We start from the raw sequence: 17,817 nt of genomic DNA, 5'->3' as shown, positions 1-17,817 counted from the left end.
CTCTCCTACGCTTTTTTTCTGCTTGCGATCACTGTTTTGCGCATCTCTTTAAATGCCTGGGTTAATGGCAGTTTCGCCGGACAGGCATATGCACAGCAGCCGCATTCGCAGCATTCCATACCATCTAATTTTACAAATGTATCTATGTCAGATCTCATAGCTGCCTGCATCATCATCTGGGGAACCACGCGGCTTGGACATACATTGACACATCTGCCGCAGCGGATGCAGGCAGTAGGTGCATTCAGTGCAACCTCATCCTTTGACATGCAGGTAAGCGCAGAGGAGGTTTTGGTAACAGGAATATTCATGTTAAACAACGCCTGCCCCATCATGGGTCCTCCGGAAATTACTTTTTCCGGTTCTGTTTTGAATCCGCCGGAAGCCTCTAACAGCTCGGCATAATTTGTTCCTGTTCTCACATTATAGTTCTGTGGGTTTGCAATCGCATCACCGGTAACTGTTACAATTCTTCTGATTAAAGGAGTGGAATTTGCAACTGCATTGTAAATGGATATAACCGTATCCACGTTATCCACGATGCAGCCTGCATCAGCCGGAAGCATGGAAGAGTTGATCTTTCTTCCTGTTACCGCATAGATCAGAGCGCGCTCTCCACCCTGTGGATATTTTGTCTTTAAGGGGCAAACCGTGATTCTTGGCTCATCTTTTACAAGCTCTGTCATCACTCTGATTGCCTCCGGTTTATTGTCTTCAATACCAATTACACCTTTTGCATTATCAAACAGCTGAAGGACAATATTAAGACCTTTAATAATATTTTCCGGCTCTTCCAGCATCATCCGATAATCGGAGGTCAGATATGGTTCGCATTCTGCTCCGTTTACGATAATCGTATCAATCTTTGTCTCATCCTTTGGTGTAAGCTTTACATGTGTGGGAAATCCTGCACCGCCAAGTCCTACAATGCCGGCCTCCTTTACGATATCACGTATCTCCTCTTTTGACAGGGATTTGGGATCCCGCTGTTTTCCAAAACCTTCCGCCTCCTGATATTTGCCATCATTATCAACAATGATTGACATTACCATGGAGCCGTTGGCAACCATTCTTGGTTCAATGGTTTTTACTGTTCCTGAAACAGAACTGATTACACAAGCTGAAATAAAACCGCCTGCTTCTCCGATCTTCTGACCAACTAATACCTGATCACCTGCCACCACCAGAGGCTTCGCAGGAGCACCGATATGCTGGGATAGCGGGAACACCATCTCGCCTTTTGGCTGCAGTACCTGCACAGGTTTATTTTCCGACAATTCTTTTCCCTCATAGGTGTGAATGCCGCCTTTAAATGTAGCCAAACCCATTAGACTAACCCTCTTTCTCTACAATTCTTTATCTCTCCCGACAAAATATTCTCACTTTGTCACCGGAGTAAGTATAACACAATCTGTAGGTCGAAACAATCCGAAATTACATATTGTATACTGTGTTCGGATTGTAATTCTTACCATTGGTGGGAGGAATGACCTCCCTTAAGTTGCGATTCATTGTTAAACTATAAACAATCAGGCCTTGTAACCAATGCCTTTGTTTTCTAAAAAAAACAATCATTTCTTCATGTATACATAAAAAAACAAAATAATCAGCTTTTTTAAATATTGTTTTTATTTTTATACATTCTTCTTTGTTAAATTTTTGTTAATTTTTTCTTTTTGTTGGAAAATTATCTTTATTATTAATAAATATTTTTCATTAATCAACCCATTTATTTATTAAAAAAAATAATAACAAAACAGGAGCATCCGGCTTACTATGAGCAGAAATCCCTTCCCATTCATAGCTTCACCCAATGCTCCCTCACTAAATCACCTGTTAAAAACCATGGATTAATCCAATTCTACTGCTCCGGTGTAAAGTTGATAATATCGTCCTTTATGATTTAAAAGCTCCTCGTGATCCCCCCGTTCAATGATCTCACCATTTTCCAGTACCATAATGGCATTGGCATTTCTAACAGTTGACAGCCGGTGAGCGATTACAAAGGTGGTCCGGTTGGCCATAAGGCGATCCATCCCCCGTTCAATATGCTTTTCTGTTCTTGTATCTACGGAACTTGTGGCCTCGTCAAGAATTAAAATGGGGGCTTTGGAAATAGCTGCTCTTGCTATGTTAAGAAGCTGTCTCTGACCCTGGCTTAAATTAGCTCCATCTCCTTCTAAAACCGTTTGAAATCCGTCATGCAGTCTCATGATAAAGGAATAGGCAGAAGCTGTTTTTGCCGCCTCAATCACTTCTTCATCTGTCGCATCCAGTCTTCCATACCGAATATTCTCCATTACGGTTCCTGTAAACAAATGGGTGTCCTGGAGCACCATGGCGATGTTTTCCCGAAGATTTTCTCTTTTTATATTTCTGATATTCACTCCGTCAATGTTAATTTCTCCGCCCTGTATATCGTAAAAACGGTTTAACAAATTGGTAATTGTTGTTTTACCCGCTCCGGTTGAACCTACAAAGGCAATCTTCTGGCCTGGCTTAGCATAAAGGCTGATATCTTTTAAAATCTCTTTATCCGGATTATAGCCAAATGTCACGCTCTTTAATTCCACAAAACCATTCATTGGCTCCAGCACTTTTGCATTATCATCGTCTGCAGGCTCCGGGCTTTCATCCATTATCGCAAATACCCGTTCTGCTCCTGCAAGAGCAGAAAAGACGTTGCTGATCTGCATGGAAATTTCATTAATCGGCCGGCTGAACTGTCTGGAAAAATTTAAAAATACCGTCAGTCCGCCAACGTCAAATCCTTTAATTACACATAAAAGTGCGCCGATGCAGGCAGTTAAAATATAATTCAGCTGACTTAGGTTAAACATGATCGGCATCATGACACCGCCGAAAAACTGGGCTTTTATCATGTTATTCTTCAAATCATCATTGAGAATTCCAAATTCCTCTTCTGCATCATTTTCATGGCAGAATACTTTTACCACTTTCTGTCCGCTGATTGTCTCTTCAATATATCCATTAACTGCACCCAGAGAGCTTTGCTGGGCGCTGAAATATTTCTGGCTTCTCGCACCAATCATTCCTGCTGCCTTTATCATAACCGGTATGAGCACCAGAGTCACCAGTGTCAGCCAGATATTCGTATAAATCATAAGAAACAGCGTTCCCACAATGCTTAATGCCCCTGAGAAGAGCTGGATTAAGGTGTTGCTTAACATCTGACCGATGGTATCCACATCATTGCTGAACCGGCTCATTAAGTCTCCGGTATTATTGGTATCATAAAACCGTACCGGAAGGGTCTGCATCTTTTTAAATAAATCATCTCTTATTTTTTGGAGGGCGTTCTGGGCAACTGATATCATGATTCTTGACTGGGCATAGTTGGCTGCTACTCCCACCAGGAAAACCGCCGCCATAACTGTAAGCCCTTTTGCAAGACCTGCCACATCTCCCCTGCTTCCATCTAAAGGTGCAATAAACTGATTCATAATTGGCCGCAACAGATAGGAGCCGCCTAAATTAGAAAGAGTTCCAATCACTACACAGACCAATGCGACTGCCATCTGGGGTCTGTATTCTCTTAAATAAGACAGGAGGCGTCTGGCGGTGACATTGGCATTCCTGGGATTGCCTTTTTTCATGGGTCTTCCGTGCCCAGGGCCTCCTCCCATGCCTCTCTCGCCTTTTTGAGCTGAGGCAGACCGGCCGTAACGCCTTTTTAAGCTTTCTATCTTCTTTTGTTCTTCCATTATGCACCTGCCTCCTTTTCCCGGTCTTTTTGTGAATAATAAATCTCCTGATAAGCCTCACAGGTTTCCATCAGTTCTCCATGAGTTCCAATCCCTGCAATTTTCCCTTCGTCAAGAACGATTATTTTATCCGCATTTTCCACTGACCCGATTCTCTGGGCAATGATAAATTTTGTGGTATCTTTCAGCGTAGTTGTAAAGCTCTGCCTGATCTTTGCTTCAGTCGCCGTATCCACTGCAGAGGTGCTGTCATCAAGAATAAGAATTTTAGGCTTCTTTAAAAGAGTTCTGGCAATACACAGCCTTTGTTTTTGTCCGCCTGAGACATTGGAGCCGCCCTGCCCCAAATCGGTATCGTACCCGTCTTTAAAGCCGGAGATAAATCCATGAGCCTGAGCACTTTCTGACATCAGGACTATTTCATCCAGATCAGCCGTTTCATTCCCCCATCGTAAATTTTCTTCAATGGTTCCCGAAAAAAGAACATTTTTTTGAAGCACCATACCCACGCCTTCTCTTAAATTCCGGATGGCATAATCTTTTACATTAATCCCGTCTACCAGCACTTCTCCTTCCCCTGCATCGTAAAGGCGGGGAATCAGCTGAACCAGGGACGTCTTGCCGCTTCCTGTCGCGCCGATAATACCAATGGTCTCGCCTGGATTTGCAGTGAAATTAATGTGATCCAGAACAAGATCATCCTCTGCATATTGGAAGCAGACATTGCGAAACTCCACTTTTCCGGCAGTAATCTGTGCGGATTTTTGAGAAGCATGTTCATCTGTCAGGTCAATTTCCGTATCTAAGACCTCTTTTACTCTCTTTAAAGAGGCCATGGCACGGGAGGCCTGCAAAAATACCATGGAAAGCATCATCAGAGACATGAGAATCTGAACAATGTATATGGTAAATGCAGTTAAATCTCCTACAGGCATTTTGCCTGCGATAATTAAATTCCCTCCATACCACACGACCGCGATGGTGGTGATGTTCATCATCAGCATCATTAAGGGCATGGAAGTGATCACTACCTTCATGGCATTTAAGCTGCCTTCTTTTAAGTCCCGGTTGGTGACCTGAAACTTTTCTTCCTCATGACTTTCCCTGACAAAGGATTTAATTACCCTGACATTGGTTAATGCCTCCTGTACGCCGGAGTTTAAGCGGTCGATCTTCTTTTGCATGGCCTCGAACCGGGGAAATGCTATGATCAGTATAATGACAATTATAATGACCAGCACGGGAATCACCACAAGAAGAATGCTGACCAGCTCCCTGTTCATTAAATATGCCATGATTAACCCGCCAATCAGCATGCCGGGAGCCCGAAACATCATACGAAGGGTTAACATCACTACGTTTTGTATCTGCTGAATATCATTGGTCAGCCTGGTCACCAGTGATCCGGTACTGAAATCATCAATATTTTTAAAAGAAAATTCCTGAACCTTATGAAAAACATCTTTTCTTAAATCGGTGCTGAAGCTGATGGAAGCCTTTGCCGAGAAATAAGAAGCTCCGATTCCACCGATTGCCATGACTACAGCAATGAGAATCATAATAATGCCCATTTTTACAATATATGTTTCATCTCTTACCAGCACTCCGTTATTGATAATCATGGAAGTCAGCCTGGGCAGCAATATCTCGCCGAACACTTCCGTGAGCATCAGAACAGGAGCCAGAATAAAGGCACCCAGATAGGGTCTTATATATTTCCAGTATCGTTTCAAGTTGTTATTCCTCTCTTTCTGCCATGTCCTTTTCTACAGGTATTTGGGATAAATTGTCATAAATATGGTCCAGAACCTTGCCCATATTCATTAAATCTTCATCGGAAAAGCCCTGAAACATCTTCATTTCTACATTACGGAAATATTCCCGGCTTTTGCTTACCATATTCCTCCCTTTCTCTGTCAGGCACAATTGATTCATCCGATTATCCTCTTTGTCGACGATCCGGGTAATGTAACCTCCTTTTTCCAGTTTCTTTACTGATACCGCTATGGTGGCAGTGGAAACGTAAAGGCGTTTTGCGATCTCCTTTTGTGACACATTGGAATGTTCAAAAAGCATCATTAAAATCTGATGCTGGCTTCGGTATACTCCCGTCTGCTTTCCCTGTTCATCTAAAATACACCGGTGCATCTTCATGATCCTCATATATTTTGTCATAACGTTGTGCATCGGTGAGCTAATTTCCATTGATCCTTCCGCTCCAAAACGGCACATCGGTTTCATTTTCACGCCTCCTTTTGTTAGCTTGTTAATAGTTAGCTAATTAACTATACAAAATTATAACACCGCCTGATTTCCTTTACAATCCTTTTTTTAATGGAATTCAGGCGGCAAAACCCATTTTTTTTGTAAGTTTTTGATATAAATTCTCAATTATGGTTAAAAAAGCTTAAGCTCCTGCTGCTCATATTCCTGACGCCGCTTCAGCGGAATCTGCCTCTCCTCCAGCATATCCCGGAACGCTTCTTTGTCAGAAAGCCAGTCCCTGATCTCATCTTTTTCCAGTATCAGCGGCATCCGGTCATGAACCGGTGCCACAAAAGAATTGGCATTGGTAGTGAGAATTACGAAACGGTCCTCCTCTGCCCGCTGATAAAAGCCAGCCAGAAATATGGTGGGATGATGTTCCCTGTAAAAGGCCGCTTTTTCCTTGTTTTTACTCCATTCATAAAATCCGCTGCATGGAATGACTGCCCTGCGTAAGAGAATGCTTTCACGAAACATGGGCTTTTGAAGCACAGACTCCGATCTGGCATTAAAAATCACACCTTTTTTCTGAAAGTTCTCAAATCCGAAGCGCTGCCGAACAGGCATTACCTGACGGTCCCTGCTGATAAGAACCATTGCCTGGCTGGTGGGATAAACATCACCGGTAAGGTGCTCTCTGCTTATTTTGTTGTCAATTTCTCTTACCAGCTGTTCAATTTCCCTTGCTGTCTCATCATCCACATAATACCTTCCGCACATGCCATTCTCCCTCCCTGTATTTTATTTTGGTAATATCATAACCCATTTGCAGGCTTCCATGTAAAAAATCAGCTTAAATTCATGGCGTATTCCTCCGATTATGGCTTCGCACCCATATTCTTTGGAAGGAATTCCTGAATAAATTTTATTTTCGCTATGCTTTACCGTGATTTCCCTTACCGTCTGGATCTCTCCGTCATCGCCTTCAAATTTAAAGCTTAACGGTCTTAGATTACAGCTGGCTGTAAACCACGCCTTACAGGCTATATGATACATTTTACCTTTTATTTCTCCGCTGTCAATCGCCTCTGCATTGATCCCGATTCCAAAAGTGGACATCCTTCTCACTTCCTGTTTTTATAAAATAGTCTGTCTGCTGTAATCCACAGTCCGTTTTTCCCTGCTGATTCCGCCTCCCATATGATCCAGACAGCGTGCTGCCGTATTCTGTGGTGATGTTAAAAAAGAGGCTCTTATAATAGAATCATTGCCGAACCGTTTTCTGATTTCATCCACGGTCTCATCAAGACGCTGCTGCTTTTCATAATCTCCTGTGTCAAACAGGCCAAGCTGCCGGTCACTCCCCTTCGTAATCCGGGTTGTGTGAATTCCAAGGTGGCGGACGGGCTGTTCATCCCATGCCTCATCAAATACCTGGCAGGCTGCCTGAAAGATCTCTTCTGTTATATTGGTAGGGGAAGAAAGAATGGTCTGATGGCTGTAATAGTGAAAATCCCAGTCCTTGATTCCAACGGATAACACTCCAGCGCGGACGTTATCCGACCGAAGTCTTGCAGCCAGGGTTTCCGCAAGGGATAACAGAACCAGGTGGGCATGTTCCTTATCTGCTACATCAAAGGCGATGGTGGTGCTGTTGCCGTATCCTTTGTTGGGCGGCGGAACTGGTTCTACCGCTGAAAAATCCAGCCCATTGGCAAAGCACCAGATCACCTCTCCCATCTTGCCAAAATGGCTTTTTATGAGTCCAGGGTCCGTTTCCGCCAGATCTTTGATTGTTTTTATTCCCAGCTGGCTAAGTTTCCGAAACGTGGCCCTGCCTACAAAAAACAATTCACTGACCGGCAGTGGCCAGAGTTTTTCCTGGATTTCCCCGGTCCACAGCGTATGAACCCGGTCCGGCTTTTTAAAATCCGAAGCCATCTTTGCCAGGACTTTATTATCGGCAATCCCAATATTAACGGTAAAGCCCAGTTCTTCTCTGATTCTCCTCCCGATTTCCAAAGCCGCTTTCTGTGGCTCTCCAAACAGCGCTTCCATTCCCGTCATATCCATGTATGCCTCATCAATGGAATATTGCTCTACTGTGGGAGAATACTCCTTCAAAATGCGGATAAAACTCTCCGAGGACCGCTGATACAGATTATAGTTGGGCGGAACCAGTAAAAGTTCTGGACACTTCTGGAGCGCCTCCGTAACGGACTGACCGGTGTGGATGCCATACTTCTTTGCCGGGATGCTCTTCGCCAGAATAATTCCATGGCGCATGGTCACATCTCCCCCCACTGCGGAAGGCACCAGCCGCAGATCCAGATTTCCCGAAAGATGCTTTAAACGATAAACCGCTTCCCAGCTTAAAAACGCAGAATTTACATCAATATGAAAAATAACCCGATTCATACACTCACCTCTGAGTATATGATAACCGAATGTATGTTCGATTAATAGTGGAAATAAAAGGATGTATTTTTATCGGAATACATCCTTTTATTTTTCATTTAAAAGCCGTTTTGCTTCTATTTCCGTAATGACCTCATAGCAGTCAAATTCCGGGGCGTCGGCATAAAAATATCCCAGAGACAATCCCCGTCTCACCCATTCTCCGTTCTCATATCCAAAGAACTGCACCTTTTCTATGCCCTTCGGAATTTCCATAGAATCAGAAAGTTCAAACATCTGATCCCCCAGTTCTATGTATTCCCTGCTGCTGACATCCTTTATCAGTCTTTGTTTCTCATATAGTTCATGGATTTTTCCGCTCTTTACACCGAAGCTTTCCGGTGTATGATACTGAAGCTCAAACGTCTGCCCCTGTGGTGACCGCAGTATCGTATTGATTCCATTATAGGGATTTTGATTATCAAGCCAGTAATTCTCAATTTCAACCGTATTATAACCAGAACTTTTGTAGATTTCAATAATTTTTAATACTTTTTCTGAAAGCACTTCTGGAGAAAGGGTATAGGTGTAACGCAGTATGTCGTTAATTTCACACGCCTGCCCTGTCTGGCTGTATTTGCGGTAGAATTTTTTTAAATAAGAGCCAACTGACTTGATCCGGTACTGAGTACCGACCATATCCACACCGGTCTGCTGTGCCACAAGTTTTACTTTCGTTGTAATAAACGGTTCCTGCTTCAGTGCCTGTTTATACCACAATATGCCTTTTATCCACGCTCTTAGTACGTTTCTTTCTTTCCTGACTCCTTTCAGGCAGTAATATGGTTCCCTTCCCGGCGGGTAATCCCGGTAGTATTTCCCCCTTTGCATCGCTCTGAATTTCCTTTAATATTTTTATAGTACCATTCAGAATATGCAGCCTGCCCCTTAATTGTGTCTGTTTTCTGCTTTTGTTCATGTGAAAAGCGGAAGCCCTTACCACCTGACTTCCGCTTATTTTAACTACAATCGTCGCCGCTGCAGTTCCCATTACAGTTATTCCAGCAAGATTCGAAAAAGCAGTTCAACGTTCACACCTTTTAGTTAATACACTTAGGTATTTAAATGTTCCTGACAGCAAAGAGCTTTCTGCGACGTAAAAGTTTCACTAGCCATTTGTGTATTTTGATTTATCTGCTGTACACTTTATTATATGGAGTACAGAGACAAGATGTGAACTGCCCCAGAAACTGAGCCAGCTCCTGCAAATACCGCTTTAAGCTTCCTTATTTTTAAAAATAATACGAAAGATGGGGAAAAAGACCCAGAATGAAACAGCTGAATTAATCAGCATTGTGATCACATCTGCCATGGTTTCACCGCTTCTGCCTAAATGAAACCTGTTCATAAAGAGATCATAGACCGGAGCCTTATAAAGTCCCTGCAGGGCAGCTGCGCCGATGGTAATGATCACATAGGCGATCACATACCACACGGCTGCTTTAAAAATACCGTTATTGGCTTTAAATGTCACATTTCTCTGAAGAAAGAAATTGATCACCTGTGCAATTGCCATAGTAATTTCCACTGCCAGAAAGTATGCAAGTCCTCCGCCTCCGCCCATGGAAAGAGTTCCTGCCCCGTAATTAAAAATATAGTAAGGAGAGCCATCTAAGTTGGAACCGATGTGGCCGATCTGGAAATTGGTATTTACTAGAGCGGTCATCTCAAATACATTCCTGAAAACCGGCATTAATATCATCTGCAGGACCGTAACCCCATTGGATACCATAAAAAATATTATAAATTGTGCCATTGCGGGATGTCTGCCTGTAAACGACTTCCACCCACTTTTTAAACCTGTCAGCATTCCATCACTCCAATCTATTTCCCAGACAGCTTCTTTTCATAAATCCTGTTCTCTTTTGCATTGGAGAAAAAGCCTCCGATCACTTTTTTTATCCCTTTCAGGAAATGTCCGTTAACAACAAGAACCATTCCCTCTGCCATTTCCATGCTGACCACGCCATTTGTCATTTTTGCAATTCCCCGAAACGGCATGCTGTAAATAAAAAGCAGGTTCAAATCCGGTTTACCCTTTGCTTCACTTTTATTTTTCAGTCCCGTCAAAATAGCGTAAATGAGTCTTGCCAGCCGGCTCTTTGCATAGTACATCTGGCAGAATGCATCATTGATTCCCAGCTCTCCGCTCCATTTCCCGTTGGGAATGGGGCGTCCTAACAGCGTCTCAAACTCTTCTGCGGATACATCAGCAATTCGCCCGGAATAATAAGATTTCATTTTTTCCGCCGCATATGGCAGTACATCGGTGCTACCTAAAAGAGTGAGCATCCCGCTTAATCTTAAATCTTCCACGCTGGCTCCAATGGATATGGTATAATCTCCTTTTTCCGCTTCAAACCGGTCTGTCACCACATTCCAGTACCGGAACGTCTTGTGGTCAAAGAGGATCTCCACCGTCTTACTCTCTCCTGCTTTTAAATCAACCTTTACAAAGCCTTTTAATTCTTTCTTCGGACGGAAAATTGCTTTCTCAGGCCCGCCTACATAGAGCTGGGCCACCTCTTTCCCATCCCGGTCCCCCTTGTTGCTGATAGTAAAACGAACACGGTCTTCCAGTAACTGCAGACCGGAATAATCAAATGTTGTGTAGGACAATCCGAAACCAAAGGGATAACGGACGGGGATCCCTGCCGTATTGTAATACCGGTAACCCACAAAGATCCCTTCCCTGTATTCTGCACAGCGTTCCTTCCCCGGAAAATAATGATATGCGGGGGTATCCGTAAGCTTCATGGGATAGCTTTCCGCTAACCGGCCGGAGGGATTGACCTCGCCGGTTATCACTGATATCATGGCTCCGGCTCCTGCCTGACCGCCTAAGTAACCATGGAGAATGGATTTGCAACAGGACTGCCACGGCAATTCTATTACAGATCCTGCACTTAAAACTCCCACAATGTTGGGATTGACCCTGGCCAGATCTTTCAGCAGGCTGATCTGATTGCCTGGTATTTCCAGATGAGTCCGGTCCTGCCCCTCGGATTCACTGAGTTCATCAAGCCCGAAACAGTAAAGAACTGCATCGGCTTTTGCCGCCAGGGCAAGCGCCTGATTTTTCAGCGCTTCATTCTCTTTGCCGTTTCGTTCATATCCTTTGGAGCATCCCACCAGATTTAAGGGGGCACTCTTTATTACTGACTCAATGGTCTCCAGAGACAGTGGATTAACAATGGAAGATCCTGCTCCCTGATAACGGGGGATAAATGCAAAATCTCCAATTACGGCTACCTTACAACCGGAATTTAACGGAAGCAGACCATCGTCATTTTTAAGAAGTACAATGCTTTCCAAAGATGCCTTTCCTGCCAGTTCATGATGGGCTTCTTTGTCAAAGGATTTCTTTTTATTTTTGGGGGCTGCTGTAAGATCCAGAACAGCATCTAATAAATCATCCACACAGGTATCCAGTTCCTCCATGGTAAGTGTGCCGTTTTCTACCGCTGTTAACAGCTCTCTTGCAGAACCAAGCCCAGGTGCCGGCATCTCTAAATCAGAACCGGCCAAAACTCCCTCCACATGGTTGTTGGAACCGCCCCAGTCCGTGATGACAATTCCGTCAAATTTCCAGTCAGTGCGCAGAATATCCTTTAGCAGATGTTTATTCTCATTGGCATAAACCCCATTTACAGCGTTGTAGCTGGTCATGATGGATTTTGCGCCGCCCTCTTTTACCGCAATTTCAAAGCCTTCCAGATAAATCTCTCTGAGTGTCCGTTCGTCAAGGACGGAATCAACGGACATCCGAAGCCGCTCCTGGCTGTTGACTGCAAAATGCTTGGGGCAGGCGTAAACGCCCTCACTTTGGATTCCCCTGATATAGGCCGCTGCCATCTTCCCTGACAAAAGAGGATCTTCTGAAAAATATTCAAAATTTCTTCCGCAAAGTGGGCTTCGTTTGATGTTCAGCCCTGGCCCCAGCAGGACATTTACGTCCTGGCTGGAAGCCTCTTCTCCAAGGGCCCTTCCGATTTCCTCTGCAAGATCCTCATCCCAGCTGTTTGCCACGGTGGCTGCCGTAGGAAAGCAGGTCGCCGGCAGGGAGGCATTGAGTCCTAAATGATCCCCTGCACCGGCCTGTTTACGGACTCCATGGGGTCCATCCGCACAAAATATGGAAGGAATTCCAAGCCGGTCGATATTTCTGGACTGCCAGACGTTTTTTCCGCTTAAGAAAGCCGCCTTTTCCTCCATTGTCATTTTTCGGATGATATCCTCATGTTTCATTCTGTCATTCCTTCCTTTTCCAGCCGCTTTTTGTAGTTTTTAATAATTCTTATTTCTAGAATAATAATTCCTGCCGCCAGGATTATATCAATGATAATTGCCGAAATCTGCCACATCAGCAGGCTCACATTTGCATTGTTTCCTTCATAGGCACGGCTGTTTACTACTGTATACATAATATTTTTACTGGACTTTCTCATGGCATTTAAGCTGGTAGCGCTGGTCTTGTCTTTTACATGATTTGTTTCCGTATCATAGGCAACTAACATGGCGTCATTGCCGTTGCGGATCTCCTGATCTGCATTCTGGAATCCATAACCTCCAAAATAATCGGTAAGAACAAATCCCTGAAAACCCCATTCATCACGCAGAACTGTATTAAGCAGTGTATCATTGGCACCGGAATACACGGTTCCTATATAATTAAAGGAGGACATAACTGCCTTTGCATGACCTTCTTTTACCGCGATTTCAAAAGGCTTTAGATAAATCTCACGGATTGCCTGCTCATTGGACCAGGTACAAAGCATATTAAGACGGTTGGTTTCCTGGTCGTTTAGTGCAAAATGTTTGATATATGCATAAACTCCGTGCTTTTCAGCTCCAGCCACTGCTTTGGCTGCCATCTGTCCGGAAAGTACACCGTCCTCAGAATAGTACTCGAAGTTACGGCCTGCAAATGCACAGCGGTGGATATTCATGGCCGGTGCATACCAGCCGGATACCTTCATTTCATCCGCCATCTTACCGATCTTCTCTCCAAAAGCTTCTGCAATATCATGATTCCAGGTGCTGGCAATCATAACAGCAGATGGAAAACCGATGGACCCGGTTCCGGTAAAGTTGTTATTAATGGAAGCAGGGCCGTCACAATCTACGGTTCCAACTTTATTCACACTTTTTGCCTCTGAGGTCTGATAACCTCCAATTGCAGTCAGCGCATCCATATCACTCACCGTCAGCTGGTCAAGCAGCTTCTCCCACTTGGGGTCATCAAAGGACAGTCCCCGCATATCAGCCAGCTTTATTCCGTTTTTCGCTCCTGTCACCGGCATGGGATCACTGTCATTGTTGTGGGCTGCCGGATCGTAATTGCTGTTGTTTACAAAGGTTTTCTTGTATTTCTCCGGCATGCTCATATTTTTGGGCGCTGCCGTGGCTTTTTCATAGTTGGCAAATCCATCTGCACGGGAAAGATAGGTCAGATCTCCGCTGGCATCTTTAAACTGATTACCTGCAACTGCCTTATCTGAAGTACGTGGTGCAGACTCATTATATATCACAGTTTCCGGTACGTGATACTTCTGTTCCGCAATGATATTGTGGGAATCAGACCGGATTGATATGCCATAATCACCGGATTCCAATACATAGCAGCCGTTTACAGCCTCATCAAAGGAAGCCATGTCTTCCGCCTGAACGGATATCCTGATGGTCTGGGAGTCCCCTGGCTTTAAAATATCGGTTTTATCAAATGCGATCAGATTCGCGGAAGCTTTTTCAATTCCCTTATTGGTATAAGGCGGATTGTAATAGACCTCCACTACATCCTTACCCGGATTATTCCCTGTGTTGGTTACTGTCACATCAAATGAGATTGTTCCGTCTTGTTCTGTTAATTGCCCCATTTCCTGCTGAAAGGACGTATAGGACAATCCATAGCCAAAGGGATAGATTACCTCCTTTTTATAATCAATCAGTCCTTCTGCTGCTGCCGTCTCGTAGAAACGATAGCCTGTGTAAATGCCTTCCGTATAGTTAACAAAGCTGGGATAGGTATCCGCTCCTTTAAATGCCTTGCCTTTGAATTCATCCATGTTATCGTAGGTGAAACTTCCAAAGTTATTGTAACTAGGTGCTTTTGTCAAATCAGCCGCAAATGTATCACTTGTTTTTCCTGATGGATTGACGGCTCCGCTCATAATCTCACCCAGCCCTTTAAAACCGGACTGACCGGTTCCCGGACACCAGAGAACCCCTTTTATCTGGCTGTAATCATTGACAAAGCCAAGTTCCATGGCGTTGGCACCGTTGTATACCACAATGACATTGTCAAAGCTTGAGCATACCAGATCCATCAGATTTTTCTCTGTCTTGCTTAACTGCAGATAATGTTCCCCTGGTTCAAAATCCTTGTAATCCCTGGAGTTATCGGTGTATGTAACCTTGCTTACATCTGTGGGAAGATCTGCCCCCTCTCCGCCAACGCGGGTAATGACTACCATAGCCGTATCGGAAAAAGCTTTGGCATCTTCCATAAGCTTATTGCCATAGGTATCTGCTGCAGGCTCCGGCAGCGTCCAGTCCTGATCCCACATACCAACGCTTGGGCGGTCTGTCCGGTATGCTGTATAGAAATCAGTCAGACTGGTATTCAGTTTAAAGCCCGCATCCGTAAGACCCTGAAGCAGCGACTCCGTCTCATATGCCTTTGACAAAGATCCTGAACCCGTTCCTCCATAGCACGGGTTTGTGGAGGCCCAGCCAAATACGTTTAAATTGGAAGAAGTCTTTAAGGGAAGAAGGTCTGCATCATTTTTTAAAAGAACAATTCCTTCCCTGGCAATCTCGGTACAAAGAGCGGTTGCCTCATCAGATGTTTCCTGTGAAATAGTTCCGCTGCCGGTTGCCAGTGAAATTAAATTGGACATTGGTCCCCAGCAGATTAAGTTTACAACCACAACCAAAGCAAGAAGCATGGCCATAAGACTGTTTTTACGGATCAGATATCTTGTAGACCCCTTCCTCTTTCTGCATACCACCATGACTACGACCGCAGCTGCCACAACTACGGCAAAGCCAATGAGATATGGTACACACAGCTTGACGATTTTTAGCACATCATCAATATTGATCTGTAGCATTTCTTTCATCCTCCTCCATACATCGTTTTTGTATTCTTACTTTAGCACAGTTATGGCGGACCGGATTGTCAATTGCACAACTGGTCGGTTTTTCTACATGAAAAGCAGTGCCGCCTGTCCGGGTGGATAGGCGGCACTGCCGGATTTTTACTTAATCCTCTCTGGGAAGGGGAATGACCACATTTAATTTAAACCAGTTATCCTTCGTATCAATGGTCACCCAGCCATTGTATTTTTTAACCGTATATTTAATGCTTTTGATGCCATATCCATGATACTCCTTGTTGGCCTTAGTCGTCGCTGGCTGATTATTCTCAAACTGAATATTTCCTTCAAAATAATTCTCGAACCGCAGAACAACAAAGTCTTTTTTGGATAGGACTTCCACGTGAATCAGCCGCTTTTCCTTTTCTTCGATTTGTATGACACATTCAATGGCATTATCCAACGCATTTCCAAGAATGGTGCAAATGTCCATCACATGGATGAAATTTAACAGCTTGCCATCCACCACAGAGGTCAGCTCGATCTCATGCCTCTGACAGGTCATACTTTTCCCGGTGAGTATGGTGTCCACCACGGAATTACCTGTTTTGTTCTGGGCCTCATAGGTACGGATTTCGCTTTCCATTTCATCTAAAAATGCCAGCCGTTTCTCCGAGTCCTGTTCTGCCCTTAAAACAGCGATCTGATGTTTTAAATCATGGTATTTCCGGTTGACCATCTCGATGCTTTCCCCGGATTTGCGGTACTGGGAATACTGGCTCTGCAGGATGTTACGCATGGCCTCTAAATCATATTTTACCTGCATCTCCTGTCTTAATATGTGATATGCAAAAAGGATGACAAGACCGCTTAGATCCACCAGAGTCCTGATGTTAAAGATCTCTTTTGTAATCTGGCTGCTGAATGGGGAATTGGAATATACAAAGCTTAAATTGCTGACGAAAAATACAGTTACTCCGGTAGCCGTCACAAAAAGCAGTTCTTTCAGCGTAATCGTTTCCTTCCGGATATGTTTTCTTTCCAAAAAATAAGCGCCTCCAAAAACAGCTCCGAAGACGATGAAAAAAACAAGAATATCCAGCCACATCTCCGAAATCTGGGTACTTAATACGGCATTATAATAAAGCTGCCACTCTAAAGATGCCGTAAATTCTGCCAGAATAAATGACCGGACACAGTAATACCCTGCACTTCCCGCCGTAACCTCACAGGTGATCATAAAATATACCTGCATCAGGCCGATTGCCAGAAGCATTCCGGGAATCCACAGTGACTTGGGAAACGTACCTGCTGCCAGCTGTATCCCGCATTGCAAAAGGCAGGCAGCACACATGACTGCCACCAGGGAGGGCCCTTTCAATTTCCTTTTCAGATTCAAAACATAGATGGTGCATGCAGCCCATTCCGCGATCCCCGTGTACAGCCTTGGAATCTCTGTCAGCGCAATATGGTTCATGATAAAGCCCCTCCCAGATAATTGGTCAGTTCCTCCATAAATTCCTTTTTCCTGGTTCTGCTGATGGTCAGCCGGGCTCCCTTCATCAGCACACAGCCCTCCTGCACGCTTTCCACATGTTCCAGGTTTAAAAGATATCCCTTACTGCAGCGGAAGAAATTTAACCCCTTCAGTCTTTCCTCCACCTCTTTCATTGCCCCAAAGGTCACATATTCTCCTGTCAGCGTATGAAAAATAAGCCTGTGTCCCAGACTTTCAATATAATAAATATCCGGCAGATACAGTTTCACCGTACCTCCCTTTATATTAACTGCCATATATTTTTTCACATTCCGGTTGATACGCCCGATCACCTTATCAAGTCTCTGGGAAAAAGAAAAATAGGAAACCGGTTTTAACACATAATCGGTTGCCCGGACAGTGTAACCTTTAATGGCATACTGTGCCATATTGGTGATAAAAATAAGAATTACCTCCGGATCTTTTTCCCGGATCAGCTGTGCTGCCGTCATCCCGTCCATAAATCTCATTTCTATATCCAGCAAAATAATATCGTACTCTGCTTTATAATTTTCAACGATTTCATCTCCGTCAGAAAAAGTGAGAATGCTAAACATCTCATTTCGTTCGTTCTGATACCGGAGTAAATATTCCTTTAGCTGTAATACACTCCCTGCATCATCATCCACGATTGCAATTCGAATCATAACTCTCTCCTCCAGTGGGTTAATCAATACATATCTTTAAGGATACACCAATTTTTTCCAGCTGGCAATCAATTTGGATTATGATTCATACGCAAATCGAGTAGGAGGTAGATGATTATTTCATCTACCGTCCTCTCACAACACCGTAC

Annotated in this window: 14 protein-coding genes; all 14 read right to left on the bottom strand. The window is 44.0% G+C overall.

All coding sequences use genetic code 11. The annotated features are described in order from the left end of the window. Window positions 1–5 precede the first annotated feature (5 nt). Window positions 6–1,328, bottom strand: coding sequence for an electron transport complex subunit RsxC (rsxC, locus tag ABS301_RS24055; protein ID WP_349674595.1), 1,323 nt, complete (start codon window positions 1,326–1,328; stop codon window positions 6–8). Window positions 1,329–1,850: 522 nt separating this feature from the next. Beyond that, a complete protein-coding gene (locus ABS301_RS24050; RefSeq protein WP_349674594.1) occupies window positions 1,851–3,725 on the bottom strand; it encodes an ABC transporter ATP-binding protein in 1,875 nt (624 codons plus the stop codon). Next, window positions 3,725–5,458 carry an ABC transporter ATP-binding protein gene (locus ABS301_RS24045; RefSeq protein WP_349674593.1) on the bottom strand — a complete coding sequence of 578 codons (1,734 nt, stop codon included), beginning with the start codon at window positions 5,456–5,458 and terminating at the stop codon, window positions 3,725–3,727. Before ABS301_RS24045 ends, ABS301_RS24050 begins: the two co-directional genes overlap by 1 nt. Window positions 5,459–5,462: 4 nt before the next feature. Further along, window positions 5,463–5,966, bottom strand: a complete 504-nt coding sequence (locus ABS301_RS24040; protein ID WP_349674592.1) for a MarR family winged helix-turn-helix transcriptional regulator — start codon at window positions 5,964–5,966, stop codon at window positions 5,463–5,465. A gap of 156 nt (window positions 5,967–6,122) precedes the next feature. Continuing rightward, a complete protein-coding gene (locus tag ABS301_RS24035; RefSeq protein ID WP_349674591.1) occupies window positions 6,123–6,710 on the bottom strand; it encodes an SOS response-associated peptidase in 588 nt (195 codons plus the stop codon). Between the two features lie 21 nt (window positions 6,711–6,731). Continuing rightward, window positions 6,732–7,049 carry a hypothetical protein gene (locus tag ABS301_RS24030; RefSeq protein WP_104435797.1) on the bottom strand — a complete coding sequence of 106 codons (318 nt, stop codon included), beginning with the start codon at window positions 7,047–7,049 and terminating at the stop codon, window positions 6,732–6,734. An 18-nt stretch (window positions 7,050–7,067) separates the two neighbouring features. Beyond that, window positions 7,068–8,348, bottom strand: a complete 1,281-nt coding sequence (locus ABS301_RS24025) for a DNA polymerase Y family protein (protein WP_349674590.1) — start codon at window positions 8,346–8,348, stop codon at window positions 7,068–7,070. Between the two features lie 87 nt (window positions 8,349–8,435). Beyond that, a complete protein-coding gene (locus tag ABS301_RS24020; RefSeq protein ID WP_349674589.1) occupies window positions 8,436–9,107 on the bottom strand; it encodes a hypothetical protein in 672 nt (223 codons plus the stop codon). Continuing rightward, window positions 9,097–9,378, bottom strand: a complete 282-nt coding sequence (locus tag ABS301_RS24015; protein ID WP_349674588.1) for a hypothetical protein — start codon at window positions 9,376–9,378, stop codon at window positions 9,097–9,099. The genes ABS301_RS24020 and ABS301_RS24015 overlap by 11 nt, the downstream gene beginning before the upstream one ends. A 225-nt stretch (window positions 9,379–9,603) precedes the next feature. Next, on the bottom strand, window positions 9,604–10,197 hold the full coding sequence (locus tag ABS301_RS24010) for a hypothetical protein (RefSeq protein ID WP_349674587.1): 594 nt from the start codon (window positions 10,195–10,197) through the stop codon (window positions 9,604–9,606). A 14-nt stretch (window positions 10,198–10,211) separates the two neighbouring features. Further along, on the bottom strand, window positions 10,212–12,635 hold the full coding sequence (locus tag ABS301_RS24005) for a beta-glucosidase (protein WP_349674586.1): 2,424 nt from the start codon (window positions 12,633–12,635) through the stop codon (window positions 10,212–10,214). Then, complete coding sequence (locus ABS301_RS24000) at window positions 12,632–15,499, bottom strand: glycoside hydrolase family 3 protein (protein ID WP_349674585.1); 2,868 nt, start codon at window positions 15,497–15,499, stop codon at window positions 12,632–12,634. The genes ABS301_RS24005 and ABS301_RS24000 overlap by 4 nt, the downstream gene beginning before the upstream one ends. A 151-nt stretch (window positions 15,500–15,650) precedes the next feature. After that, window positions 15,651–16,961, bottom strand: coding sequence for a GHKL domain-containing protein (locus ABS301_RS23995; RefSeq protein ID WP_349674584.1), 1,311 nt, complete (start codon window positions 16,959–16,961; stop codon window positions 15,651–15,653). Beyond that, the gene (locus ABS301_RS23990; RefSeq protein ID WP_349668419.1) at window positions 16,958–17,668 is read right to left on the bottom strand and encodes a LytR/AlgR family response regulator transcription factor; all 711 of its coding nucleotides are present in this window, start codon (window positions 17,666–17,668) and stop codon (window positions 16,958–16,960) included. Before ABS301_RS23990 ends, ABS301_RS23995 begins: the two co-directional genes overlap by 4 nt. Between the last annotated feature and the right edge of the window lie 149 nt (window positions 17,669–17,817).

The organism is Lacrimispora sp., assembly GCF_031982545.1.
Classification (GTDB): Bacteria; Bacillota; Clostridia; order Lachnospirales; family Lachnospiraceae; genus Lacrimispora.
The sequence above is the reverse complement of the archived record's forward strand: the minus strand, read 5'-3'. Positions and strand labels throughout refer to the sequence as shown.